Source organism: Actinoallomurus spadix (genome assembly GCF_024055725.1).
In the GTDB taxonomy this organism is placed as follows: domain Bacteria; phylum Actinomycetota; class Actinomycetes; order Streptosporangiales; family Streptosporangiaceae; genus Actinoallomurus; species Actinoallomurus spadix.
Genome location: NZ_JAMXMX010000010.1, coordinates 158444 through 181140, shown reverse-complemented (window position 1 = coordinate 181140; position 22697 = coordinate 158444). Strand labels below are relative to the sequence as shown.

Below are 22697 nucleotides of genomic sequence, written 5' to 3'. Positions count from 1 at the left end.
CGGCCGTGTGCGGGCTTCCGGCGGCGGGTAGGGGAGCCCTGACCAGGGAGGAGGCCGAGAATGACTGAGCAGAGCGGCCAGGAGGGCGCCGAGCGAGGCGCCGCTGAAGAGGCCACCGGAACACCGGTCACACCGACGGAGGAAGAAGCCGGACACGGCCCGGCCGGGGAGGCCCCCGGGGACGAGGGATACCGGCCGCCGGGTGGCATGTCCCGGCCGGAGGACCTCAACCCCGACGACTTCGAGTGAGCCCGGAGGGCCGCAGGCGGCCGCCCGAACCCGTGACGAGGGCCCCGCGCGACGGCATCCGGCTGCCGACCACGACCCAGGTCTGGCGGGACGTCGTCTTCCTGCACTGGCCCTACGATCCGGCCGAGCTGGCACACCTGGCCCCGCCCGGCACCAGACTCGACGTCCGGGACGGGGTCACCTGGCTCGGCGTGGTGGGCCTGCGGATGACGAAGGTCCGCATCGGCGGAGTGCCCTACCGCGGGGACTTCAACGAACTGAACGTACGGATCTACACGGTCGACGACGATGGCCGCCGCGGCACCGTGTTCCTGGCCATGGAGGCCGAACGCCTGCCGTTCGTCGTCGGCGCGCGCACGGCGCTGCGCCTGCCGTACACGTGGTCGCACGTCGGTCGCCGGCACGTGGGCGACACCGTCGCCCACGCCACCCGCCGGCGGCTGCCGGGACCGGCCGGCGTGGGCATCCGGTTCACCGTACGGATCGGGGCACCTCGCGAGGCCACACCGGCGGACGACTTCGTGACCGCCCGCTGGGGCCTGCACACCCCGTGGTACGGCGCGCCGCTGTACCTCCCCTTCGTCCACGAACCCTGGCCGCTGCACTCGGCGGAACTCCTCGACCTGAGGGACGAGGGCCTGCTCGCGGCGGCCGGAGTGCCGGCCCCCGGCGGCCCGCCGACCAGCGTGCTGTACGCCCCCCATGCCCACGCCCGCAGCGGCCTGCCCAAGCACACGCGGCGGTGAGCGGCCGGGGGTGGGCGTGGGGCCGGCCGCTTCTTCTCGGCGGAGGCGGTGAGCGGCGGGTGGGTCCAGCCGCTCTCTGCTGTGAAACCCGATCGGCCAGTCGGTCCGTGTCCGCTGACCCGTGAGACCCGCTCTCACCTGCGGCTCGGCTCGCCACCCCCTGTGACTCCGTCATTCCCCATCGGCCGGCGCCGATGCGGGCCCGGCCTCGATAGGAGGACGCGCCGGATCGAGGAGTGTCAGCCGTTGAGCCACGCACGGGCGTCGTCGTAGAAGCGGGTGGCCTGCTGGGGGCGGTCGTCTCCATAGAGGTCGTCGCCGATGGTGTAACCGCGACGGGACAGCACGTAGGACAGGAAGCGGTAGGAAGGCCGGTAGCCCGCGACCTCCTCCGGGCCGACGGGCAACTGGACGCCGGGGTGGGCGGCGGTGAGAGTGTCACGTTCGTAGACCGGGTCGATACGGACCACCAGCCAGCGGTCGCGGCGTTCGACGCGGTAGTAGAGACGGGCGGCGGAGGCGAGGTCGACCTCGATGTCGTCGAGGTCGGTGCGCATCTCGATGAGGGCGGGCAGTTCGACCAGGGCGCGGTCACCGTGGTGGTGGACGACGGGAGGGCTGAGCCGGTGGACGGTGGTGTCACCGCGGCTGGCCATCTTCTCGGACTCGGCGACGAAGTCGGCGCCGCTGCCGCGGAACCAGCTCAGGCGAACGGTCGCTTCGTCGGCGTAGCAGGACCGCATCTGGTCCCACCAGCCGCGGTCACGGCCCTGCCGCTCGTGGAGCACGAGTTGGGTGATCTCGGTGATGTCGCTGCCCATGTGTTCCCTTCGGTGTGCGGGTCGTCGGCGCGGTGCGGCCGGTCCTGTCCATGGCGGTGCGGCCGGTGGTCAGGCGCCGGTGGCAGGGGTGATCGGGTGGCCGGCGCACCAGACGGCGCGGATCTTGCGGGTGGCGGTGATGTCGGTGGTCGGGTCGCCGTCGACGAGGACGAGATCGGCGCGCAGGCCCGGTTCGACGGCGCCGCGGTCGGTCAGGCCGAAGGCGCGGGCCGGCAGGACGGTCGCCGAGCGCAGGACGTCCACGGGGCCGATCCCGGCGCGGGCCATGAGTTCGAGTTCGTGGTGGAGGCTTTCGCCGTGCGGGACGGAGTGCGGCGAGCCGGGCTGGGTGTTGGCGTCCGTGCCGGCCAGGATCTCGATTCCCGCCCGGTGCAGGTCGGCGACGCTGGTGAGCAGGCCGGCGATAGGCGCCTTGCCCGCCAGGATGCCCTCCATCATCGTGATCGTGGGAATGGCGACCTGGTTGCCGGCCTGCATCATGACGATGTCTTCGGGCCGGATGGTGCCGATCAGCGGGGTGTGGGTGATGAAATCCGCGCCCGAGTCGACGGCGACGGTGTAGGCGCCGACGGTGACCGCGTGGATGACGGTCTTCAGACCGTGCGCACGGGCGGCGGCGACCAAGGCGCGGAGCGCCTCGGAGGTGGGTCCGCCGTCGCCGGGAGCCTCGGCGACCCCCTTGATGTAGTCGACGCCCTCGGCGGCACGGGCCGCGACGTGCCTGCGGGCGTCTTCGGGAGTGAGAATGATCGCCTCGGCCGGCATGCCCGGCATGCGGGCGTGGTTGCCGGCGGGACCGATCGCCGGCAGGCCCGCCGTGCGGAAGTCGGCGGAACCGGTGACCTCGCGCAGGGACATGACCCGCTCGTGCGGCCAGCACGCCATGTCCAGTCCGGTGGTGACGCCCCAGGAGGCCAGCGTGTCCAGCGTCTGGGGACTGTGCAGGTGGACGTGGGCGTCGATCAGGCCGGGTAGGAGCACCGCGTCAGAGGCATCGATCTCCCGGGCGCCGGTGGGGTCGGCGCCGATCACCGTGCCATCGATGACGACGGTGCGCGGGTCGGTGAGCCGGTGGCCGTCGAACACCCGGACATTGGTCAGGGCGGTCCTGGTGGGCGCGGTCATAGGAGACCCAAATAAGGGACAAGTCTGTTCACTATCGTGACTATACATCCACCCCTTGGTCGACGGACGCTCATCCGGCGGCTATAACCGAACAGGTGGCCACCACCTCCCACGCTCCCGATGCCCCCACCGCGGCGGCCCAGCCGCCCGGGCCCGCCACTCCCCGCGCCACCCGGCGCCGCGGCGAGGCACTGACCCGCGCCATCTACCAGGCCACTCTGAATGAACTGGCGCGCACCAGCTTCGAGGAGCTCTCCTTCGACAAGATCGCGCCCCTCGCCGGCACCGGGAAGTCCGCCCTCTACCGCCGCTGGGCCACTCCCGAGGAGCTGGTCATCGCCGCCCTGACCGACCCGTCCACCGGCTTCGGCGACCCCGTCGCCCCCGACACCGGCTCCCTGCGCGGGGACCTGATCGCGCTCCTCGGCCGCTTCGCCGGCGTCCTGGACGAGCCGCGAGGCCGCGCACTGCGACCCCTGCTGACCCAGCGAGCCCGCCATCCCGAGGTCTTCGAGGAGGTCCGCCGCCTGGTCATCCTCCCGAACCAGCGAATCCTGCTGGCCGTTCTGCAGGCGGCCGCCGACCGCGGTGAGGCGGCCCCCCAGTGCGTCACCCCGCGCGTGGCGTCCGTGGGTCCTCGCCTGATCATGGCCGAGTTCCTGGAGAAGGGAACCGTCGGCCGGGCGGACGTGCAGTCGATCGTGGACGAAGTGCTGATGCCACTGACCGCGCCCCGGCCTGACACCGGTCGCAGCGACGCTCCCGCAGATGCCGGAGACGGAGCGCGGGCGACCTGATCAATGGTCGCCGCGCGCCTCGCCGTCGCGTCGTCAGGCTCGCCGGGTCTCGTTGCCCAGGCCCAGCGCCTCGGAGACCTCGGCGACGCGCGTGTACTCCTGGTCCGGCAGTTTCCGCAGGTCCCTGACGACGTCGTCCGGGGCGCCGTTGCCCGCCGCGCGGTCGGCCAGTGCGGCCGGGCGCATGGGCTCGTGGAAGCCCGCGAGGTAGCGCGCCATGTCGCTGCGCCGCTCGACGTCGTCCGGGCTCATGCCGGCCGGCGTTCCCTCGCGGCCCGCGAGATTCGCGGACGTCGCGTCGCGGCCCCTGTCGTCCACCACCGGTTCGGTCTCCTTCCACTCCTCCGCGTGCGTCGGACGGCCCGCACGCTGCAGTCCCTCGGTCTCGTGCCGCATCTCATCGTCGATGTGCGGCCCGTGCTTGGCGCTCTGATCGCCCATGGTCGTCTCCTTCCGGCTCATCGGTCTCGCAGGCCACCTACCCGCCGCACGCGAAAGATGCGGCTCACGTTCGGTGAGTTGCCCGCCGTGGGCCGGCCGGGACCGGCGGGGCGACCGTGCGGTAACTTCGCTCTCCTGGGACGGGTGCGACGCTGTCCCGTCCCCGGGCGCAGGACTCGTCACCTGGGAGCGGCATGAATCGGCCGGTACGAATCGCGAACTGCTCCGGCTTCTACGGCGACCGGCTCTCCGCACTCGCCGAGATGGTGCGCGGCGGACCCGTCGACGTCGTGACGGGCGACTATCTGGCCGAGGTCACGATGCTCGTGCTGGCCAAGAACCGCCTGAAGAAGCCCACCGGCGGGTACGCCACGACGTTCCTCCGCCAGCTCGAGCCGGTGGCCGCCGAGATCGCCGAACGCGGGATCAAGGTCGTCGTGAACGCGGGCGGCCTCGACCCGGCGGGCCTGGCCCGGGACACCCGCGCGCTGCTGGCCGAGGCCGGCGTCTGCCTCGCGGTCGCGCACGTCGAGGGCGACGACCTGTCGGCCCGGCTGACCGGGCTGGCGGCCGAGGGCCACGGCCTGGCCCACCTGGACACCGGCGAACCGTTCGCGAGCTGGGGGCACGAGCCGCTGACCGCCAACGCGTACCTGGGCGGGTTCGGCGTCGCGGCCGCCCTCGCCGGCGGGGCCGACATCGTGATCACCGGCCGGGTCGCGGACGCGTCGCTGGTGGCGGGGGCCGCCGCCTGGTGGTGGGGGTGGTCGCCGGATGATTACGACGCGCTCGCGGGGGCCGTCGTCGCCGGGCACGTGATCGAGTGCGGGGCCCAGGCCACCGGCGGTAACTTCTCCGGCTTCACCGGCATCCCCGACCTGCGCCACCCCGGGTTCCCGATCGCCGAGGTCGACCGCGACGGGTCGAGTTTGATCACCAAGCACGAGGGCACGGGCGGGGCGGTCACGGTGGACACGGTCACCGCGCAGCTGCTGTACGAGGTCGGTGCGCCCGGGTACCTCAACCCGGACGTGATCGCCCGGCTCGACACCGTCCGCGTCGAGCAGGAGAGGCCCGACCGCGTCCGGATCGCCGGCGCGCGGGGCGAGGCGCCCCCGCCGACCACCAAGGTGGCCGTGACCGGGCTCGGCGGCTGGCGGAACTCCTGCACGTTCGTGCTGACCGGGCTGGACGCCGACGCGAAGGCCGCACTGGTCGAGCGGGCGGTGCGCGCGCGGCTCGACGGCGTTCCCGGCGTCACCGACCTGCGCTTCACCCGCATCGGCGTGCCCGCGGCCGACCCGGCGGACCAGATGGCCGGGTCCAGCCTCCTGCACGTCGCCGTCGACGGCGACCAGAAGAGCGCGGGCCGGGCCTTCTCCGCGCTCTGCGTCGAACTCGCCCTGTCGAGCTATCCGGGGATCTACGGCATGGGGGTGCCGTCGGGCGGGTCCGCGTACGGGGTGTACTGGCCGACGATCGTCCCCCAGGACGTCCTGCGGCACACGGTCATGCACGCCGACGGGCGCGAGGAGATCGTCCCGCCCCCGGCGACCGACGAACCCGCCGCCGGACCTGCCACCGACGTCGCCCTGCCTCCGTACGAGGCGGGGCCGACCGTGGAGGGGCCGCTGGGCCGGCTCGTCCACGCCCGGTCCGGCGACAAGGGCGGCAACGCGAACGTCGGGCTGTGGGTCGCCGACCCGGAGGCGTGGCCGTGGCTCGCCGCGACGATGACCGTCGAGCGGTTCCAGGAGCTGCTGCCGGAGACGCGCGAGCTGGCCGTCGACCGGTACGTCCTGCCGAACCTCCGGGCGGTCAACTTCGTCGTCCGGGGCCTCCTCGACGGCGGCGCGACCGAGGCGCGCCGGTTCGACACCCAGGCCAAGGCGCTCGGCGAGTGGCTGCGCGCCCGCCACGTACCCCTTCCGGAGCGGCTGCTGCGATGAGGACCGCCACCGAGTCCGCGCGCCGCCGGCGGTGACGGTCACTCGTACGGGTCGCGCGGGGCGGTGATCTCGCCGAGGCTGGTGGCGCGCAGTTCGGGGACGCCGTCGGCCGAGCGCTGGAACGTCCCGGTCACGGTGACCCACTGGTCGCGCGCGGGCGTGTTCCCGGTGGTGCCGGTGACGCGTACGACCGCCGCGACGGCGTCGGCGGCGCAACAGGCGATCTGGTACCGCGCGATGCGGAAGCCCGTCCGGTCGCTCGCCGGGGTGACGAAGCCGGTGAGCCGTACGGGGGTCGCGCCGAAGCTCGCGCCGCCGTGGTCGGCGGCGCGCTCGTCGAACTCCAGCAGCGTCATCGGCACCGTACGCCCGGCGGGGAGCGGGTCGAAGGTCCGCCCGCCGGAGCTGACGTCGACGGCGGCGCTGCGGCCGACGCCGAAACTGCCGAGCGCGGGCGGCGTGACCAGCAGCAGCGCGAGGACGGGGCCGAGCAGCAGCCACCCGGCCCGATCGCCGTGGCCGTGGCCGTGGCCGTGGGCGTCGCCCCGGCTCCGTACGAACCCGAGGGCGCGGGCGACACCGGCCAGGCCGAGGGCGACGAGCAGGATCCCGGCGGCCAGCAGCACGCCGCCCATGCCGGTCCGGACGTACTTGGCGTACGCGCCGGTGAGCGCGAGGCGGACCATCATCGCGCCGACGAGCAGGACGGTCGTCGCGCGGGCGTCCTCGGTCACAGCAGCCACCATCCGACGAGACCGGCGCAGGCGACCGCGACCGCGAACGTCGCGAGCGAGAACCGCCACGCGAACCGGGTGCCGAACGTCCCCGCCTGCAGTGCGAACAGCTTCACGTCCACCATCGGCCCGACGACGAGGAACGCCAGCCGCGCGGTGAGGGAGAACTGCTTGAGCCCGGCCGCGACGAAGGCGTCCGCCTCCGAGCAGAGCGCCACGACGACGGCCAGGACGCCGAGGACGAGCAGGGAGAGCGGGCCGGTCCCGGCGACGGAGTCGACGATGGTGCGGGGCACGAGGGTCTGCAGCGTGGCGGCGGTGCCGGCCCCGATGACGAGGAAGCCGCCGGCCTGCAGGAAGTCGTGCTGCGCGGTGGAGAGGAAGACCGCGAGCCGGGGACCGTCCCCGGCGTCGTGCGGGCGCCTCGGCTTGATCAGGTCGTCGCGGCCCAGCGCGATCCACAGCAGGCCCATGACGACGGAGGCGGCCAGGCTCGCCAGGAACCGCGCGAGGACCATCGCGGGCCGTCCGGGGAACGCGACCGCCGTCGAGACCAGGACGACCGGGTTGATGGCGGGCGCCGACAGCAAGAAGGCCAGCGCCGCCGCCGGGGTCACGCCGATCGAGACGAGCCGGGCGGCGACCGGGACCGACCCGCACTCGCAGCCGGGCAGGGCCGCTCCGGCCACCGCGGCGGCGGGGACGGCGAGCGCGGGGCGTTTCGGCAGCAGCCGGGCGATCAGGCCCGGAGGGACGAACGCCGCGATCGACGCGCTGACGGCCACGCCGAGCACGAGGAACGGCAGGGCCTGGATCGTGATCGCGACGAAGACGGTGGCCCAGTTGGCGACGGCGGGGTGGCCGAGCAGCCCGGTCAGCACCGGCCGCAGCACCACCGCGGCGACGATCAGCGCGGTGACCAGCGGCAGCCCGGCTCCACGGGGGCGCCGGCCGGACGCGGCCGCGTCGGCGGGAGGAGCCTCCGGCGAGGAGGCGGGGGTCGGCACAGGCGGCAATCTACCTCTTTGTCTGGATCACGCCATGAACACGAATTAACCCGGCGTCTTCCCGTCCGTCGCCGCCGCATGACAAGGTACGCCCGGTATCCAGCGTCCCCCGCCGGTGACGGCGTGGTCCCGGCTCCCGGAGGAAGTCTTGCTCCCTGCGTTCCTGCGTTCCCGTGCGGCCCGTGCGGGACTCATCGCCGTCGCGCTGGGCGCGGTGGCCGCCGCACCGCTGGCCGTGACGGGTTCACAGCCGGCCGGCGCGGTGACCATCGCCGGCGCCCGTACGCTCTCCGACAAGGTCGCCGTCGACTGGTCGGGCAAGCACCACCCCGCCCGTACGACGGACGTTCACCTGCTCGCCTGGAACGACTTCCACGGCAACCTCGAACCCGCCGGCCTGACCATCTACAACCGGTTCGCGGGCGGCGCCGCCTTCCTCGCCAAGGCGGTGAAGGACCGGCAGAAGCGGTACGGCGCCCGCCAGGCCAGCGTCATGGCCGGTGACGACATCGGCGCCAGCCCCCTCGTCAACGGGCTGTTCAACGAGGAACCGGCCACCATCATGGCCAACCTGATGAACGCCGACTTCGCCTCGGTCGGCAACCACGAGTTCGACAAGGGCAAGACCGAACTGCTGCGCATCCAGAACGGCGGCTGCGCGAGCACCGGCTGCAAGGGCGCGCCGTACCCGGTCGAGCGGCACGGCCGGTGGACGACGACGAACACCTACCCGGGCGCCGGCTTCCAGTACCTGTCCGCCAACGTCACGGACAAGGCCACCGGTAAGACGCTGCTGCCCGCGTACGGCGTCAAGCGGTTCCCCTCCACCGGCGGGCGGCCGATCTCCGTCGGCTTCATCGGTGAGGTGCTGCAGGCCACGCCCACGATCGTCACTCCGACCGGCGTCGCCGGCCTCGACTTCGGCGACGAGGCCGCCGCCGCGAACCGCGCGGCCAAGCGGCTCGCCCGGCAGGGCGTGAAGATCCCGGTCCTCGTCATCCACCAGGGCGGCTTCCAGACCGGTGCGATCAGCAGCCCGAACGGCTGCGCCGGGAACCTCGCCGGCAGCGACATCGAGGCGATCGCCAAGAAGCTCGACCCCTCCATCAAGGTGATCGTGTCCGGTCACACGCACGCGGAGTACCGCTGCACGATCACGGTGAACGGTGTGACGCGCCTGATCACCAGCGCCTCGTCGTTCGGCCGCGTCCTCAGCGACATCACCCTGAAGGTCGACAACCGGACCGGCACGCTCGTCTCGGCGGACGCGACCAACTCGATCGTCGAGAACGCGCTGAACACCCCGGGCGCCGGCGTCACCCGCCAGGAGGACCCGTCCAAGGCCGACCCGGCCGTCGCCAAGGTCGTCAAGCAGTACGTCGACGCGTCCGCGCCGCTGGCCAACAAGGTGGTCGGCAGGATCCAGGGCGACCTGACCCGCGACGCGACCTCCGTCGGCGAGACGACGCTCGGGGACGTGATCGCCGACGCGCAGCTCGCCGCGACCGCCGACGCGGGCAAGGGCGGCGCCCAGCTCGCGCTGATGAACCCGGGCGGCGTCCGCGCGGACCTCAAGGCCGCCGACATCTCCGCCGGCGGTGAGGCCGTCGGCGAGGTCACCTATGGCGAGGCGTTCACCGTCCAGCCGTTCGGCAACAGCCTCGTGACCAAGACGATGACCGGCGACATGCTCCGGCGCGTGCTGGAGCAGCAGTTCACCGGCTGCGGCGGCCAGACCAGCCAGAAGATCCTGCAGATCTCCAAGACGCTGAGCTACCGGTCGAACCCGTCCGCGGCGACCTGCGCCGGCAAGATCGGTGAGATCACGGTGAACGGCGCGACCGTCACCCCGGCCACGACCCTCCGCGTGACGATGAACAACTTCCTCGCCACCGGCGGCGACGGGTTCACCGTCTTCAACGAGGGCACCGACCCGCTCGGCGGCGCGCAGGACATCGACGCGTTCGTCGACTACCTCACCGCCGCCGGGAACACCGGCGTCGCCGTCCCGGCGCGGGACCGCATCACCCCGCTGTCCTGACCCGAGCCCTCGCACGTCGGCCCACCACGCACTCCGCGCGGTGGGCCGACTGCTTGTTCGGGGGTGGGGGCTGGGGGAATCAATCGCCGCTGCCGATGAGGCGGGTGACGGCGGCGTGGACGGCGGGGCGGGCCTCGGCCGGGTCGTCGAGCGCGCCGGCGACGGTGAGGCCGTCGCGGAGCGTCATGAGCATCACGGCCGTACGCCGCGGGTCCGGGTGTCCCGCCGCGGCGAGCAGCTCCTCCAGCAGGCCCTTGAACCATCCGCGGAAGTCGGCGACCACCCGGCGGACGGGGTGGCCGGGGTCGGGGTACTCGGCCGCCGCGTTGATGAAGGCGCAGCCGCGGAAGCCCGGCCGGCAGGTGATCTCGCCGACGCCCTCGAAGACGAAGGCGATCTTCTCCTCGGGCGTCGCGCCCTGGGGGACCACCTGCTGCCGGAGCTGGTCGATCTGCTCCCGTAGGTAGGCGCAGACCAGGTCGTCCTTGGACGGGAAGTGGTGGTAGAAGGTCGCCTTCGCCACGCCGGCCTCGGCGATGATCCGGTCGATGCCCACCGTGTGGATGCCCTCCGCGTAGAACAGCGCGGACGCGGTGTCGAGCACCCGGCGGCGCGCCGGGCTCTGGCGGCGGGGAGCGGTGGTGGTCGGAGTCACGGGTTGACTTTACCAGACAGGTCTGTCTACCTTGGGTCTTGTCCGCACAGACAGGTCTGTCTAGTTTGGGGATCGACAATGAGTGCCATCTACACCGCGATCGCCACCGCCTCCGGCCGGGACGGCCGCGCGGTCACCTCCGACAAGAAGCTCGACGTCACTCTGGCCCTGCCGCCCGAGATGGGCGGGACCGGGGAGGGCACCAACCCCGAGCAGCTGTTCGCCGCCGGCTACGCCGCCTGCTTCGCGAGCGCGCTGAACCTCGTCGCCGGCAAGAAGAAGATCGATGTCTCCGACGCCGCCGTCACCGCCGAGGTCGGCATCGGGTCGAACGGCTCGGGCGGGTTCGCCCTCCAGGCCGTCCTGCGCGTCGAACTGCCCGACGGCGTCGCCGCCGAGACCGGCCGCGAGCTCGTCGAGGCCGCCCACCAGGTCTGCCCCTACTCCAACGCCACCCGCGGCAACATCCCGGTGGAGCTCGTCATCGAGTAGACACCCAAGAATGGCGCCCGGCCGCGGCGCCCGGCCGTCAGAACCGGCCGCTGTCGGTGATCGGGTGGCCGGCGGCGTCGGTGCCCGTCACGGTGTAGGTGTCCTCGTGGGCGTCATGGGCGGCCGGCGTACGGCCGTACTGGGCGGCGAAGACGTACCGGCCGGGCGGCACCGAGCGGCCGGGCCGCAGTTCCCACGTGTAGACGAAGGCGGTCCGCTCCTCGCCGACCGTGACCTGGAAGGCGTCACCGGGCAGCGACGACCAGGAGCCCACCGACCGCACGCCCTGCGTGCGCGCCACGCGCACGATGACGCGGAGCGCGGTGAGCCGCCGGGTCCCGGACACGGTGACGTCCTCCTGCGCCCAGTAGGCGCTGCTCTGCGGGTCGAGCCGGGCCGTGACCGCCGGGGACGCCGCCGGAGACCGCGGCGGGACCGCCGACGAGCCGCCGGCGTGGCCCGACGGGGAGGGACGGCCGGGGCGGGACGTCGGTCCGGCGCTCGCCCACGTGGAGGCCGCGGACGGGGACGGCCGGTCGCTCGGAGCGGACGCGTGCCCGGCCGGGACGGCCGGGTCCGCCGATCCCCCGGAACGCCACGTCACCACCCCCACGGCGACCGCGACCACGGCCACGCCGGCCGCCGCCAGCGCCGCCGCGGCCGGCGAGCGGCCACGCGCCGGGCGGTCCCGCCGCGCGCGGACCCCGGCCTCCACCCGGGACCGCATGCGGTCACTGTCAGGCCGGTGCGCGTCGGCCTCCTCGCGGAGGGCGGGGCGCAGCCAGGGCGGCGGCTCCTTCACCGCGCCTCCCCGGCCCGGCCCGCCGGGTGCGCCGGCGGCGACCGCCAGGCGCTCAGGGCCTTCTCCAACTCCGCCACCCCCCGTGACGTCTGGCTCTTCACGGTTCCGACCGAGATCCCCAGGACGCGGGCCGTCTCCTGCTCCGACAGGTCGAAGGCGTACCGCAGGACGACGCACGCGCGCTTGCGCATCGGCAGGCGCCGCAGCGCCGCCCGTACGTCCACCACGGCGGGGACGTCCGGATCCTCGGTCCGGTCCCGGAACATGGCCCTGAGCAGCCCGGCGCGCGTGCGTTCCCGGACAAGAGTACGGACGCGGGTGGCGGCGAGGTTCACCACGATGCGGCGGACGTAGGCGAGCGGCTGGTCCGCCGCGCGGACGCGGTCCCACCGGTCCCAGGCGGCGAGGAACGCGTCGGCGGCGAGGTCGTCGGCGGCGTCCGCGTCGCCGGTCAGCAGATAGGCGAGACGTGCCAGCTCCCGATGGTGCGCCTCGAAGAAGGCGTGGAACTCTGCTGCGTCGTCCTCGGACTGCACAGGGCGCTCCCGGGTGCGTCGGCTGTGTCCGCTCGTTCGGCCTCAGCCGCGCCGAGACTAGTGGCAGCCCCGATCGGATTTCTACCGGTGCGCGGGTCTCAGCACGGCGTCACCTCGACGGGCACGGTCAGGACGCGGTCCGGTCCGAGCACACGCTCCGGGCCGGTCAGCGTGAAGGCCCCCTGGAGGGGCAGGTCGGCGCTGGACCGGCCGACCGCGACGTCGATCCGGCCGGGCTCGACGATGCGCCGCAGGCCGAGGTCGGTGAACGAGGTCCGGTCCGCGTGCACGGTGAACTCCACCCGGGCGGCGGCACCGGGTTCGAGCCGGACCCGCGCCCAGCCGGCCAGCCACCGCACCGGCCGTACGACCGAGCAGACCGGGTCGCCGAGGTACAGCTGGACGACCTCGGTACCGGGCCGGTCGCCCGTGTTGCGGACGGTGGCGGCGACGCGGACGGTCCCGTCCGTGGCGGCCGATGGGTCCACCTCCAGCGCGTCGTACGCGAACCGGGTCCAGGTCAGCCCGTGGCCGAAGGGGAACAGCGGCGTCGGGTCGATCGAGCTCCAGCGCGACGGCCCGCCCGTCCGGGAGTGCAGGTACGTCGCCGGCTGGCCGCCGGGGCCGTGCGGCACGCTGACCGGCAGCCGTCCCGACGGCTCGACCCGGCCGGACAGGACGCCCGCGACCGCCGGGCCGCCCTCCTCACCGGGGAAGAAGGCCTGCACGATCGCCGCCGCCCGGTCGACCAGGCCACCGAGGGCGTACGGGCGGCCGGCGAGCAGCACGATCACCGTGGGCGTGCCGGTGGCCAGGACCGCGTCGGCGAGCTCGGCCTGCCGGCCCGGCAGGGCGAGGCTCTCGGCGTCGCAGCCCTCACCCGAGGTGCCGCGGCCGAACAGGTCCGCCCGGTCGCCGAGGGTGAGGACACAGACCTCCGCGCGGCGGGCGGCCGCGACGGCCGCGGCGATGTCCGCGTCGTCGGTGACCAGGACGTCATGGCCGGCCGTCACCTCGACCTGCGCGCCGGACAGCTCGGCGCGGAGCGCGTCTCCGAGGGGCGGGATCTCCACGCCGAACGGCAGGTCGGGGAAGCGCGCGGTCATGTGGTTGGGGAAGGCGTAGCAGCCCATCATGGCCCGCGCGTCGGCGGCGAGCGGGCCGGTCACCGCGACGCGGCCGGCGCGCAGCGGCAGGGTCCCGTCGTTGGCGAGCAGGACGACCGACTCCTCCGCGACACGGCGGGCCAGCCGCCGGTGGGCGGGGGGGTCCAGGTCGATCGGGTCGCCGGGCCGTACCCCGTCGGTCGCGCCGTCCACGGGAACACCGTCGCCCGCGCCGTCCACGGGCAGCCCGTCGACCGCGGCGCCGGTGGGGGCCTCGTCGAGCAGGCCCAGTTCGCACTTGAGGGTGAGCACGCGGGACACCGAGCGGTCCAGGTGCTCCTCCGGGACCGCGCCGCGCCGCACCAGCTCGACCAGCGGCGCGCCGTAGCAGCGGATCGTCGGCAGCTCGACGTCGACGCCCGCGCGCAGGGCCAGGGCGGCGGACTCGCCGGGGGAGCCGGCGACGCCGTGCATGTCCTCCAGGAAGGAGATGCCGAAGTAGTCGGCCACGACTATGCCGGTGAAACCGAGCTCGTCGCGGAGCAGCCGGGTCATCAGGCGTTCGTCGGCGTGGGCCGGGACGCCGTCGACGTCGACGTACGCGGCCATGACCGAGCGGGCGCCGCCCTCGCGGAGCGCGAGCAGGAACGGTTCGAGGACGATGTCGGCGTACTCGCGGGGGCCGATGGCGGCGGACGCCATGTTCCGGCCGGCCCGGGACGAGGCGTACGCCGCGAAGTGCTTCAGCGTGGCGACGATCCCGTGGCTCTCGAGGCCGCGCACGTACGCCGTGCCGATTCGGCCGACGAGGTACGGGTCCTCGCCGATGGTCTCCTCGGTCCGGCCCCACCGGGCGTCGCGGGTGACGTCGAGGACGGGCGCGAGGCCCTGATGGACGCCGACCTGCCGCATGCTGTCGGCGATCGCGCCGGCCATCTCCTCGACCAGTTCGGGGTCGAAGGTCGCGCCCCACGCCAGGGGGCTGGGGAAGACGGTCGCGGTGTGGGTCATGAAGCCGGTGAGGCACTCTTCGTGCGCGATCGCCGGGATGCCGAACCGGTTGCCGGCGGCGACCCGCGCCTGGAGTTCGCGCAGCCGCGCCGCGCCTTCGGCCGGGGGGACGGGCGCGGTGCCGAAGACCCGGGTCAGCTGGCCGAGTCCGGCCTTGATGACGTCGCCCAGCGGCGGCGGCTCGCCGAAGTCGTCGGGGAGCGGCGCCACCTCCTCGCCGGGTCGGGCGGACACGGCCCAGTAGCCGACCAGCTGGGCCGCCTTCTCCTCCACGGTCATCCGGCTCAGCAGGTCGGCCACCCGCTCGGCGGTCGGCAGGCGGCGGTCACGCCATGACCCGGTCGGTCGGGTGGGGTGAGGAAGCGTTTCGGCCATCTTCGGTGGGCTCCCGTCTGGCGGTCGAGTGTGGGCCGGGCGTGTCCCGTGGGCCTCGCGCTCCCACCGCATCGAGGTCCACGGGGCACGCGTCCTGGGTGCGGCCGGCGGTGGCGCCGTGGATGGCCGGACGCGCGGCTCGATGGCGAGGAGCGTTCTCGCCGAGCGGCCGAAGTGAACGTTATCGCAATGTTTCGGAGCCGCCAAGGTCTCGCTAGCTCGCTAGATCGCCGATTTATCAAGAAATGACGCGAAGGGTTGACCGCTGCGGGGCGCTTTCTTAAGGTACGGCAGCAACTGGTTTCCCGACACTTTTTCGAAACCGCGCCGACACGTCGTCGCAACGCCCGTCTCTGCCGCAATCCCCCAAGGAGGACCGATGGGCGACTCACCGCTCTCGCGCCGCACCTTCCTCTCGGCCGCCGGAGCCGCCGGAATCGCCGGCCTCACCGCCCCTCTGCTCAGCGCCTGCGGAAGCTCCGGGCCCTCCGGTGGCGGCGGAGGCGGAAAGAAGACCCTCCAGGTCTGGGCCCTCCAGGACGACGGGCAGAACCCCATCCAGCAGGCGGCACTCGACGACTTCAACAAGTCGTCGGCCACCAAGCTCAAGCTGGTGCCGATCCCCGACTCCGGCGGTTCCACCTACCCCGACAAGCTCCGCATCGGCATGGGCTCACCGAACCCGCCGGACCTGTTCTTCAACTGGGGCACCGGCAGCATCCAGGACTACGCCCAGTCCGGCCGGCTCGTCGACCTCACCCCGCAGCTCACGAGCGACACGGCCTGGAAGAACTCCTTCCTGCCCTCGGTGCTCGACGCCGGGAAGGCGGCCGACGGGAAGTACTACGGCATCCCGATGCGCGGCATGCAGCCCGTGCTGCTCTTCTACAACAAGACCCTGTTCACCCAGCACGGGCAGAAGCCCCCGACCACGTACGACGACCTGCTCAACCTCGTCACGTACTGGAACTCGCAGAAGATCCAGCCGTTCGCGCTGGGCCACCTGGACGCCTGGCCCGACCTGATGTGGCTGGAGTACCTCGTCGAGCGCCTCGGCGGCCCGACGGTCTTCGCGGACATCCTCGCCGGCAAGCCGAACGCCTGGTCGAATCCTGTCGTGCTCGACGCCCTGCACCGGATCGTGGATCTGGTCGACCGCAAGGCGTTCGGTACCAACTTCGCGTCGGTGAACTACGTCAACGACGGCGCCGGGGTGCTGTTCGCCAAGGGCAAGGCCGCGATGCACCTGATGGGGACGTGGGAGTACTCGAACCAGGTCGACAAGCATGTGAAGTTCGCCAAGAACGACCTGGCGTTCGCGCCCTTCCCGACCATCAGCGGGGGCAAGGGCGACCCGAACAGCGTCGTCGGCAACCCCACCAACTACTTCTCGATCAGCAGCAAGAGCAAGGACGTCAACGCCGCCCTCGCCTTCCTCAAGAAGGAGATGGGCAGCCCGATGTACATCGACAAGCTGATCAAGGCGGGCGACGTGCCGGCCGCCACCGGCCTGGAGGCGAGGCTGTCCGCCTCCCCCAACCCGGAGTTCTCCAAGTACGTCTACCAGATGGTGCAGAAGGCGCCGAGCTTCACGCTGTCCTGGGACCAGGCGCTGCCGCACGTGTTCACCGACCCGCTGCACAGCAACCTGCAGAAGGTGTTCCTCAAGAAGATGACGCCCGAGCAGTTCGTGCAGACGCTGGGCGCGGTGAAGTAATGGTGGCCCGGACCGAGGCGGGCGGCCGATGACCGCCGTCGCGAGCACGCGCCGAGGCGGGCGGGCGACGGACGCCGGAAGGGGTTCGGACCAGGCGTCGCGGCCCGGCGCACTGTGGGTCCTCCCCGCAGCGCTGTTCTTCGGCGTGTTCGCCGGGATTCCCCTGCTCCTGACGGCCGTCCTGTCCTTCACCCAGTGGAACGGCCTCGGTACGCCCGCCTTCAACGGCCTGCACAACTGGCGCCATGTGCTGTCGGACGGCGCGGTGTGGGACTCACTGCGGGTCAGCCTGGTCTTCATGGTGTTGTGCTGGGTGGTGCAGACCCCGCTCGCCCTGCTGATCGGCGTGTGGGCGGCGGGCCGGGAGCTGAACCGCGCGGTGCTGTCCTCGATCTTCTTCCTGCCGTTGCTGATGTCGACCGCGGCGATCGCCATCACGTGGCGGGTGCTGCTCGACCCGAACTTCGGGCTCGCCGCCACGATCGGCCCCTACATCGGATTCCCGGACGGGAACATCGCCGGCGACCAGCACGGTGCCGTGGCCGCCGTGGTCGTCGTCGTCGCCTGGCAGTTCGTGCCGTTCCACGCCCTGCTGTACCAGGGCGCGGCCCGGCAGATTCCGAAGATGCTCTATGACGCCGCGCTCATCGACGGCGCCACACGGTTCCAGCAGTTCTGGAAGATCACGCTGCCGCAGCTGAGGAACACCATCGTCACGTCGTCGGTGCTGATGCTCGTCGGGTCGCTGACCTACTTCGAGACCATCCTCATCGTCACCGACGGCGGACCGGGCACCGCGACCATGGTCCTGCCTCAGCGCATGTACATCAGCGCCTTCCAAAGCTTCCAGATGGGGTACGCGAGTGTGATCGCGCTGGTCCTGGCCGCACTCGGCACGGCGCTGTCGATGCTCATCGTCCGCTTCTCCGGCTTCGGGAAGATGCGCAGCACGCTGGAGGGGATCTGACGCCATGACGATAGTCCGAGAACAGACGCCGGTGCCGGTCGCGAGCGACCGGCACCCCAGCGGTCCGCGGCGGAGGCGACAGCGGCCGAACTGGGCCGCCGGGCTCCTGGCGGTGGTCTGGCTCGTGTTCGTGGGTGTGCCGATCTACATCATGATCAAGGACAGCGTCCAGTCGCAGGACGCCTACCTCGACAGCGGCCCGTTGTCCCTGCCGCACAGCCTGACGCTCGGACGCTTCGCCGATGTCTTCCACGCCGGGTACACCCGCTATCTGATCAACACGGCGGTCGTCACGGTGGCGAGCGTCGCGCTCACCGTGCTGCTCGCCTTCCCCGCGGCGTATGCGATCGTGCGGTCGCGCAGCCGGGTCGTGTCCGGGACCTTCCGGATCTTCCTGGCCGGACTGGCCGTCCCCGCGCAGGCCACGATCATCCCGGTCTACCTGATGATCACTCGGATGCACCTGTACGACTCGCTGACGGCGATCATCCTGCCGACCGTGGCGTTCGGCCTGCCGCTCAGTGTGCTGGTGCTGTCGTCGGCGCTGCGGGACGTCCCCCGCGAGCTGTACGAGGCGATGACCATCGACGGAGGAGGGTCGTTCCGGCTGATGTGGAGCCTGGCGCTGCCGCTCAGCCGCGCCTCGCTGACCACGATCTCGGTCTACAGCGCGCTGAGCGCCTGGAACGGATTCCTGTTCCCACTGATCCTGACGCAGTCCACCGAGCAGCGCGTCCAGACGCTCGGCCTGTGGGCCTTCCAGAACCAGTTCGGCTCCAACGTGCCCAGGCTGATGGCCGCCGTGGTGCTCTCGGCTCTCCCCATCTTCGTCGTCTACCTGTTCGCGCGCCGCTGGCTCATCGCGGGCCTGGCCGGCGTGGGCGGAAAGTAGAGCCCTCCCCCCATGCGCAGATCGCTCGCCCTCGCCCTCACCGTGGCGACCGCCTGCTCGCTGGGCGTGCCCGCGCACGCCCAGGAGCCATCCCGCGGCCGGGTCGACTTCCGCGCGAACCTGCAGCCCATCGACGGGTTCGGTTTCTCCGAGGCGTTCCAGCGGGCCGCCGTGATCCACGGGCTGAACGGGCTGCCGGCGCCGAAGCAGAAGGAGGTCGTCGACCTGCTGTTCGGCCGGCGTACCGGCGCGGGCGCCTCCATCCTGCGGCTCGGCATCGGCTCGTCCGCCGACACGGTGTACGACCACATGCCGTCCATCGAGCCCGCCGACCCGGGAGGGCCGACCGCACCGCCGAAGTACGCCTGGGACGGCGACGACGGCGGCCAGGTCTGGCTGGCGAAGCAGGCGCAGTCGTACGGCGTGCGGCGGTTCTACGCCGACGCGTGGAGCGCGCCGGGCTTCATGAAGGACAACGGCACCGACGCGAACGGCGGCACGCTCTGCGGCCTGCAAGGAGCGGACTGCGCGAGCGGCGACTGGCGCAAGGCGTACGCGAAGTACCTCGTCCAGTACACGAGGTTCTACCGCCGCGAGGGCATCCGGATCACCGACCTGGGCTTCACCAACGAGCCGGACATCACCGTCTCGTACGCCTCGATGAACTTCACCCCCGCCCAGGCGGTCGAGTTCGTCAAGGTCCTCGGCCCGCTCGCCCGCAAGGCCGGCCTGAACCTGTCCTGCTGCGACCACACCGGCTGGGACGGGCAGCAGGACTACACCCGGGCCATCGAGGCGGACCCGCGGGCGGCCCGCTGGGTCACGACCGTCACCGGCCACGCCTACTCCAGCCCGGTCACCGCGCCGCAGCCGACCCGGAAACGCACGTGGATGTCGGAGTGGGGCCCCGGCGGCAGCACCTGGAACGAGAACTGGGACGACGGCACCGAGTCCTCCGGCTTCGCGGTCGCGGAGAACATCCACCGGACCCTGACCGACGGCGGCGCGAGCGCGTACGTCTACTGGCTCGGCGCCTCCATCGGGGCGACCCGCGCGCTGATCCAGCTCGACGGCGACGCGTACCACGTGTCCAAGCGGCTGTGGGCGTTCGCGGCGTACAGCCGGTTCATCCGCCCGGGCGCGACCCGCGTGGCCGTGACCGCCGCCGACCCGGCGCTGAAGGTCTCGGCGTACCGCAACGTCGGCGGCACCAAGGTCGTCGAGATCCTCAACACCGGCACCACCGCGTCGACGACGCACCTGGCCCTCGGCTCCCCGGCCGGGCACGCGCAGGCGTACCTGACCGACGCCGGCCACTCGGTGTCCCCCGTCGCCGCCGCGCGCCTCCACGGCCGGGCCCTGTCGGTCGCCCTCGCCCCGCGCTCGCTGACCACGGTCGTCCTGCGGTGATCCGGGCCGCGATCGTCGGCACGGGCGGGATCGCGGGGATCTGCCACCTGCCCGCGCTGCGGGCGGAGGCGCACCGCGCCCGGGTCGTGGCCGCCGTCGACGTCGACGCCGGGCGCGTCAAGGACTTCTGCGCCGCAAACGACATCCCGGCCGCCTACACCGGCCTGGCGGAGATGCTCGCCGAGGCCCGCCCCGACCTCGTCCACGTCTGCACGCCGCCGCACGTCCACGCCGCGCAGGTGACGGCGTGCCTGGAGGCCGGCGCGTGGGTGCTGTGCGAGAAGCCGCCGGCCCTCTCGCTCGCCGAGTACGACGCCATGACCGCCGCCGAACGCGACGGCGGCCCGTACGCGGCGGTCGTCTACCAGCACCGGTTCGGCTCCGGTGCCCGCCACCTGCGCCGCCTCGTCACCGAGGGAGAGCTGGGCCGGCCCCTGGTCGCGGTCTGCCTCACCACCTGGTACCGCGACCAGGCCTACTTCGACGTCCCCTGGCGGGGCCGGTGGGACACCGAGGGCGGCGGCCCGGCCATGGGCCACGGCATCCACCAGATGGACCTGCTGCTGGCCACGCTCGGCGACTGGGCCGAGGTCCGTGCCATGGCCGGCCGCCTCGCCCGGGACGTCGACACCGAGGACGCGTCCGTCGCGTCGGTCCGGTTCGAGAACGGCGCTCTCGCGTCGGTCGTCAACAGCGTGCTGTCGCCGCGCGAGGAGAGCCGGCTGCGGTTCGACCTCACCGAGGCGACGGTCGAGCTGTCGCACCTGTACGGGTACGGCAACGCGGACTGGACCTACACGCCCGCGCCGCACGTCACCGACGAGGCGCGGATCGCCGCGTGGCGGACTCCGGACCGCGACGTGCCGAGCTCGCACACCGCGCTGCTCGCCGACCTGCTCGACGCGTACGAGCGCGGCGAACGCCCGGAGACCAGCGGCGCGGGCGGCCGGCAGACCCTCGAACTCATCGCCGCGCTCTACAAGTCGGCGCTCACCGGGCGGCCCGTACGCCGCGGTGAGATCGACGACACGGACCCCTTCTACCGAGCGATGAACGGCGGGATGGCCCTGTGAGGATCGAGTACATCGGCGACCACACGCTCGCCGTGCGCGAGCGCGGCGTGGAGCTCTTCCGGTACGTCTACCGGCCCGCGACGCCGGCCTTCGAGGGACCGAAGCCGTACCTGCACCCGGTCCGTACGCTCGCCGGGGACGTCGTGACCGCCTTCCGGCCGCACGACCACCGCTGGCACAAGGGTGTCCAGATGACCGTGTCGCACCTGTCCGGGGAGAACTTCTGGGGCGGCGGCAGCTACGTCCGCGACCAGGGCTACGTCGACCTGCCGAACGTCGGCGTCATGCGGCACGAGGGCTTCGCCGACGCCGACGCCGGCAGTGGCCGGATCGCCGAGCGGCTCACCTGGCACACGCAGGCGGGCGAGCACTGGGTGGACGAGCAGCGCGAACTCACCGTGCGCGACGTCACCGAGGACTCGTGGGCGCTGGAGTTCGCGACCGCGCTGACCAACGTGCGAGGGGAGCCGCTCGTCTTCGGCAGCCCGACCACGAACGGCCGCCCGGCGGCCGGGTACAGCGGGCTGTTCTGGCGCGGACCGCGCGCCTTCACCGACGGGGAGGTCATCGCGGCGGACGGCCGGGGCGGCCCCGAGATGATGGGGCGGCCCGCGGCCTGGCTCGCGTACGTCGGCCGGCACGACGAGGTCGACCGGGCCTCGACGCTGCTGTTCTTCGACGACCCGGAGTACGGCAGCGACTGGTTCGTCCGGAACACACCGTTCCCGGCGGTCAACCCCTCGCTCGCCTTCGCCGAGGAGTTCACGCTGCCGCCCGGCGAGACGCTGCGCCTGCGGTACCGGATCGTCGTCGCCGACGGCGCGTGGGACCGCGCGCGGCTCGACGCGTACGCCAAGGACCACGCGTGGTGAGCCCGCTGCCCGGTGCCGTCGGGATCTCCGGGCTGCGCGTGTACGACTGGCCGACCGCCGACGGGCTGTGCGGCGGCTCACCGCACGCCCACCTGACCTGCGCCGAGGCGTACGTCGTCGTCGCCGGCGAGGGCAGCGTGCAGACGCTGACCTGCGACGGCTTCGCCGAGACGCCCCTGACCCCGGGCACCGTCGCCTGGTTCACGCCCGGCACCGTGCACCGCCTCGTGAACGGTGACGGCGCGCTGCACATCGTCGTCGTCATGCAGAACGGCGGGCTGCCCGAGGCGGGCGACGCCGTCTTCACCTTCCCGCCCGAGACGCTGAACGACCCGGCGGCGTACGGGCGGGCGGCGACCCTGGACCCCGCCGCGCGGGCGGACACCGCCCGGCGCCGCCGCGACCTGGCCCTGGAGGGCTTCACCGCGCTGCGGGCGCGGCTCGACGACGGCGACCCGGCGGCGCTGCACGACTTCTACCGGTCGGCCGTGAGCCTCAAGGCGCACCTGTTCCCTGAGTGGGAGAAGCGCTGGCAGACCGGCGCGTTCGCCGAGGCGCTGCGGACCGGCGCGCAGCTGAGCCGCCTGGGCGCGGGCGACATCGGCCACCTGACGGAGGCGGCCGTGCACCGGCTCGAACCACCGCCGGAGCGCGCCTTCGGCATGTGCGGCCGCCTCGACACCTACGTGCCCTGAGCCACCCGGCGGCGCTTTCATCTGCTTTCACCCAGGAGATGACGAATCTGCATGTCGGGGGCGATCCCGGCCCCCCTGAGACGACGACCGTTGCCTCCGCCGGAACCCGCGCGCATCCTGGGCAGGCGCTCCCACCGCGCCGAACTCTCGCGGGTCCGCACGC

At 72.7% G+C, this 22697-nt stretch carries 22 protein-coding genes; 13 read left to right on the top strand and 9 right to left on the bottom strand.

The window, feature by feature from the left end; genetic code table 11:
• The first annotated feature begins 60 nt into the window (after nt 1-60).
• Complete coding sequence (locus tag NE235_RS17400) at nt 61-249, top strand: hypothetical protein (RefSeq protein ID WP_252804073.1); 189 nt, start codon at nt 61-63, stop codon at nt 247-249.
• Nucleotides 250-281: 32 nt separating this feature from the next.
• The gene (locus tag NE235_RS17395) at nt 282-995 is read left to right on the top strand and encodes a YqjF family protein (protein ID WP_252804072.1); all 714 of its coding nucleotides are present in this window, start codon (nt 282-284) and stop codon (nt 993-995) included.
• A gap of 239 nt (nt 996-1234) precedes the next feature.
• Here the strand turns inward: NE235_RS17395 and NE235_RS17390 are convergent, their stop codons facing one another.
• Together NE235_RS17390 and NE235_RS17385 are read right to left on the bottom strand one after the other, a co-directional pair.
• On the bottom strand, nt 1235-1816 hold the full coding sequence (locus tag NE235_RS17390) for a nuclear transport factor 2 family protein (protein WP_252804070.1): 582 nt from the start codon (nt 1814-1816) through the stop codon (nt 1235-1237).
• A 69-nt stretch (nt 1817-1885) separates the two neighbouring features.
• Complete coding sequence (locus tag NE235_RS17385; protein ID WP_252804067.1) at nt 1886-2962, bottom strand: amidohydrolase family protein; 1077 nt, start codon at nt 2960-2962, stop codon at nt 1886-1888.
• Nucleotides 2963-3057: 95 nt separating this feature from the next.
• On the opposite strand from NE235_RS17385, the gene NE235_RS17380 reads away from it, so the two are divergent.
• Complete coding sequence (locus NE235_RS17380) at nt 3058-3759, top strand: TetR/AcrR family transcriptional regulator (RefSeq protein ID WP_308206096.1); 702 nt, start codon at nt 3058-3060, stop codon at nt 3757-3759.
• A 33-nt stretch (nt 3760-3792) separates the two neighbouring features.
• On the opposite strand, the gene NE235_RS17375 is transcribed toward NE235_RS17380, so the two are convergent.
• Entirely contained in the window at nt 3793-4200 is a 408-nt protein-coding gene (locus NE235_RS17375; RefSeq protein WP_252804065.1) for a DUF2795 domain-containing protein, read from the bottom strand.
• Nucleotides 4201-4394: 194 nt separating this feature from the next.
• Here NE235_RS17375 and NE235_RS17370 point away from each other — a divergent pair, with 194 nt between their 5' ends.
• The gene (locus NE235_RS17370; protein ID WP_252804063.1) at nt 4395-6149 is read left to right on the top strand and encodes an acyclic terpene utilization AtuA family protein; all 1755 of its coding nucleotides are present in this window, start codon (nt 4395-4397) and stop codon (nt 6147-6149) included.
• Between the two features lie 38 nt (nt 6150-6187).
• Here NE235_RS17370 and NE235_RS17365 read toward each other — a convergent pair whose 3' ends face one another.
• Together NE235_RS17365 and NE235_RS17360 are read right to left on the bottom strand one after the other, a co-directional pair.
• Nucleotides 6188-6883 carry a TIGR03943 family putative permease subunit gene (locus NE235_RS17365; protein WP_252804061.1) on the bottom strand — a complete coding sequence of 232 codons (696 nt, stop codon included), beginning with the start codon at nt 6881-6883 and terminating at the stop codon, nt 6188-6190.
• The gene (locus NE235_RS17360) at nt 6880-7890 is read right to left on the bottom strand and encodes a permease (RefSeq protein WP_252804059.1); all 1011 of its coding nucleotides are present in this window, start codon (nt 7888-7890) and stop codon (nt 6880-6882) included. Before NE235_RS17360 ends, NE235_RS17365 begins: the two co-directional genes overlap by 4 nt.
• Nucleotides 7891-8038: 148 nt before the next feature.
• Between NE235_RS17360 and NE235_RS17355 the strand changes: the two genes are divergently transcribed.
• Nucleotides 8039-9931: a bifunctional metallophosphatase/5'-nucleotidase gene (locus NE235_RS17355; RefSeq protein WP_252804058.1), complete on the top strand. Its 1893-nt coding sequence runs from the start codon at nt 8039-8041 to the stop codon at nt 9929-9931.
• Between the two features lie 79 nt (nt 9932-10010).
• Here the strand turns inward: NE235_RS17355 and NE235_RS17350 are convergent, their stop codons facing one another.
• On the bottom strand, nt 10011-10586 hold the full coding sequence (locus NE235_RS17350; RefSeq protein ID WP_252804056.1) for a TetR/AcrR family transcriptional regulator: 576 nt from the start codon (nt 10584-10586) through the stop codon (nt 10011-10013).
• A gap of 78 nt (nt 10587-10664) precedes the next feature.
• On the opposite strand from NE235_RS17350, the gene NE235_RS17345 reads away from it, so the two are divergent.
• Nucleotides 10665-11078 carry an organic hydroperoxide resistance protein gene (locus NE235_RS17345; RefSeq protein WP_252804054.1) on the top strand — a complete coding sequence of 138 codons (414 nt, stop codon included), beginning with the start codon at nt 10665-10667 and terminating at the stop codon, nt 11076-11078.
• A gap of 37 nt (nt 11079-11115) precedes the next feature.
• Here NE235_RS17345 and NE235_RS17340 read toward each other — a convergent pair whose 3' ends face one another.
• The 3 genes from NE235_RS17340 to NE235_RS17330 form a co-directional block, all read right to left on the bottom strand.
• Nucleotides 11116-11880: a hypothetical protein gene (locus NE235_RS17340; RefSeq protein WP_252804052.1), complete on the bottom strand. Its 765-nt coding sequence runs from the start codon at nt 11878-11880 to the stop codon at nt 11116-11118.
• On the bottom strand, nt 11877-12416 hold the full coding sequence (locus tag NE235_RS17335; protein ID WP_252804050.1) for a SigE family RNA polymerase sigma factor: 540 nt from the start codon (nt 12414-12416) through the stop codon (nt 11877-11879). Before NE235_RS17335 ends, NE235_RS17340 begins: the two co-directional genes overlap by 4 nt.
• A gap of 98 nt (nt 12417-12514) precedes the next feature.
• On the bottom strand, nt 12515-14908 hold the full coding sequence (locus NE235_RS17330) for a beta-xylosidase/alpha-l-arabinosidase (protein WP_252804048.1): 2394 nt from the start codon (nt 14906-14908) through the stop codon (nt 12515-12517).
• 379 nt (nt 14909-15287) lie between these two features.
• On the opposite strand from NE235_RS17330, the gene NE235_RS17325 reads away from it, so the two are divergent.
• From NE235_RS17325 to NE235_RS17295, 7 genes are read left to right on the top strand one after another with little or no spacing between them, the layout of a single operon-like run.
• Nucleotides 15288-16625, top strand: a complete 1338-nt coding sequence (locus NE235_RS17325) for an ABC transporter substrate-binding protein (protein ID WP_252804046.1) — start codon at nt 15288-15290, stop codon at nt 16623-16625.
• Between the two features lie 28 nt (nt 16626-16653).
• Nucleotides 16654-17592, top strand: a complete 939-nt coding sequence (locus NE235_RS17320; protein ID WP_252804044.1) for a carbohydrate ABC transporter permease — start codon at nt 16654-16656, stop codon at nt 17590-17592.
• Nucleotides 17593-17596: 4 nt separating this feature from the next.
• Complete coding sequence (locus NE235_RS17315; RefSeq protein WP_252804042.1) at nt 17597-18484, top strand: carbohydrate ABC transporter permease; 888 nt, start codon at nt 17597-17599, stop codon at nt 18482-18484.
• A gap of 12 nt (nt 18485-18496) precedes the next feature.
• Nucleotides 18497-19894: a glycoside hydrolase family 30 protein gene (locus NE235_RS17310; RefSeq protein ID WP_252804039.1), complete on the top strand. Its 1398-nt coding sequence runs from the start codon at nt 18497-18499 to the stop codon at nt 19892-19894.
• Nucleotides 19894-20967 (top strand): Gfo/Idh/MocA family protein, encoded by a 1074-nt coding sequence (locus NE235_RS17305; protein WP_252804302.1) that lies wholly within the window; start codon nt 19894-19896, stop codon nt 20965-20967. The genes NE235_RS17310 and NE235_RS17305 overlap by 1 nt, the downstream gene beginning before the upstream one ends.
• Nucleotides 20964-21839, top strand: coding sequence for a DUF6807 domain-containing protein (locus tag NE235_RS17300; protein WP_252804038.1), 876 nt, complete (start codon nt 20964-20966; stop codon nt 21837-21839). The genes NE235_RS17305 and NE235_RS17300 overlap by 4 nt, the downstream gene beginning before the upstream one ends.
• Nucleotides 21833-22534 carry a cupin domain-containing protein gene (locus tag NE235_RS17295; RefSeq protein ID WP_252804035.1) on the top strand — a complete coding sequence of 234 codons (702 nt, stop codon included), beginning with the start codon at nt 21833-21835 and terminating at the stop codon, nt 22532-22534. The genes NE235_RS17300 and NE235_RS17295 overlap by 7 nt, the downstream gene beginning before the upstream one ends.
• Nucleotides 22535-22697: the final 163 nt, after the last annotated feature.

Bases quoted from the DNA above. Each gene is read 5' to 3' on its own strand.
- NE235_RS17400 (WP_252804073.1), top strand. From the start codon at position 61: ATGACTGAGCAGAGCGGCCAGGAGGGCGCCGAGCGAGGCGCCGCTGAA.
- NE235_RS17390 (WP_252804070.1), bottom strand. From the start codon at position 1,816: ATGGGCAGCGACATCACCGAGATCACCCAACTCGTGCTCCACGAGCGG.
- NE235_RS17385 (WP_252804067.1), bottom strand. From the start codon at position 2,962: ATGACCGCGCCCACCAGGACCGCCCTGACCAATGTCCGGGTGTTCGAC.
- NE235_RS17375 (WP_252804065.1), bottom strand. From the start codon at position 4,200: ATGGGCGATCAGAGCGCCAAGCACGGGCCGCACATCGACGATGAGATG.
- NE235_RS17370 (WP_252804063.1), top strand. From the start codon at position 4,395: ATGAATCGGCCGGTACGAATCGCGAACTGCTCCGGCTTCTACGGCGAC.
- NE235_RS17345 (WP_252804054.1), top strand. From the start codon at position 10,665: ATGAGTGCCATCTACACCGCGATCGCCACCGCCTCCGGCCGGGACGGC.
- NE235_RS17330 (WP_252804048.1), bottom strand. From the start codon at position 14,908: ATGGCCGAAACGCTTCCTCACCCCACCCGACCGACCGGGTCATGGCGT.
- NE235_RS17325 (WP_252804046.1), top strand. From the start codon at position 15,288: ATGGGCGACTCACCGCTCTCGCGCCGCACCTTCCTCTCGGCCGCCGGA.
- NE235_RS17320 (WP_252804044.1), top strand. From the start codon at position 16,654: ATGACCGCCGTCGCGAGCACGCGCCGAGGCGGGCGGGCGACGGACGCC.
- NE235_RS17315 (WP_252804042.1), top strand. From the start codon at position 17,597: ATGACGATAGTCCGAGAACAGACGCCGGTGCCGGTCGCGAGCGACCGG.
- NE235_RS17310 (WP_252804039.1), top strand. From the start codon at position 18,497: ATGCGCAGATCGCTCGCCCTCGCCCTCACCGTGGCGACCGCCTGCTCG.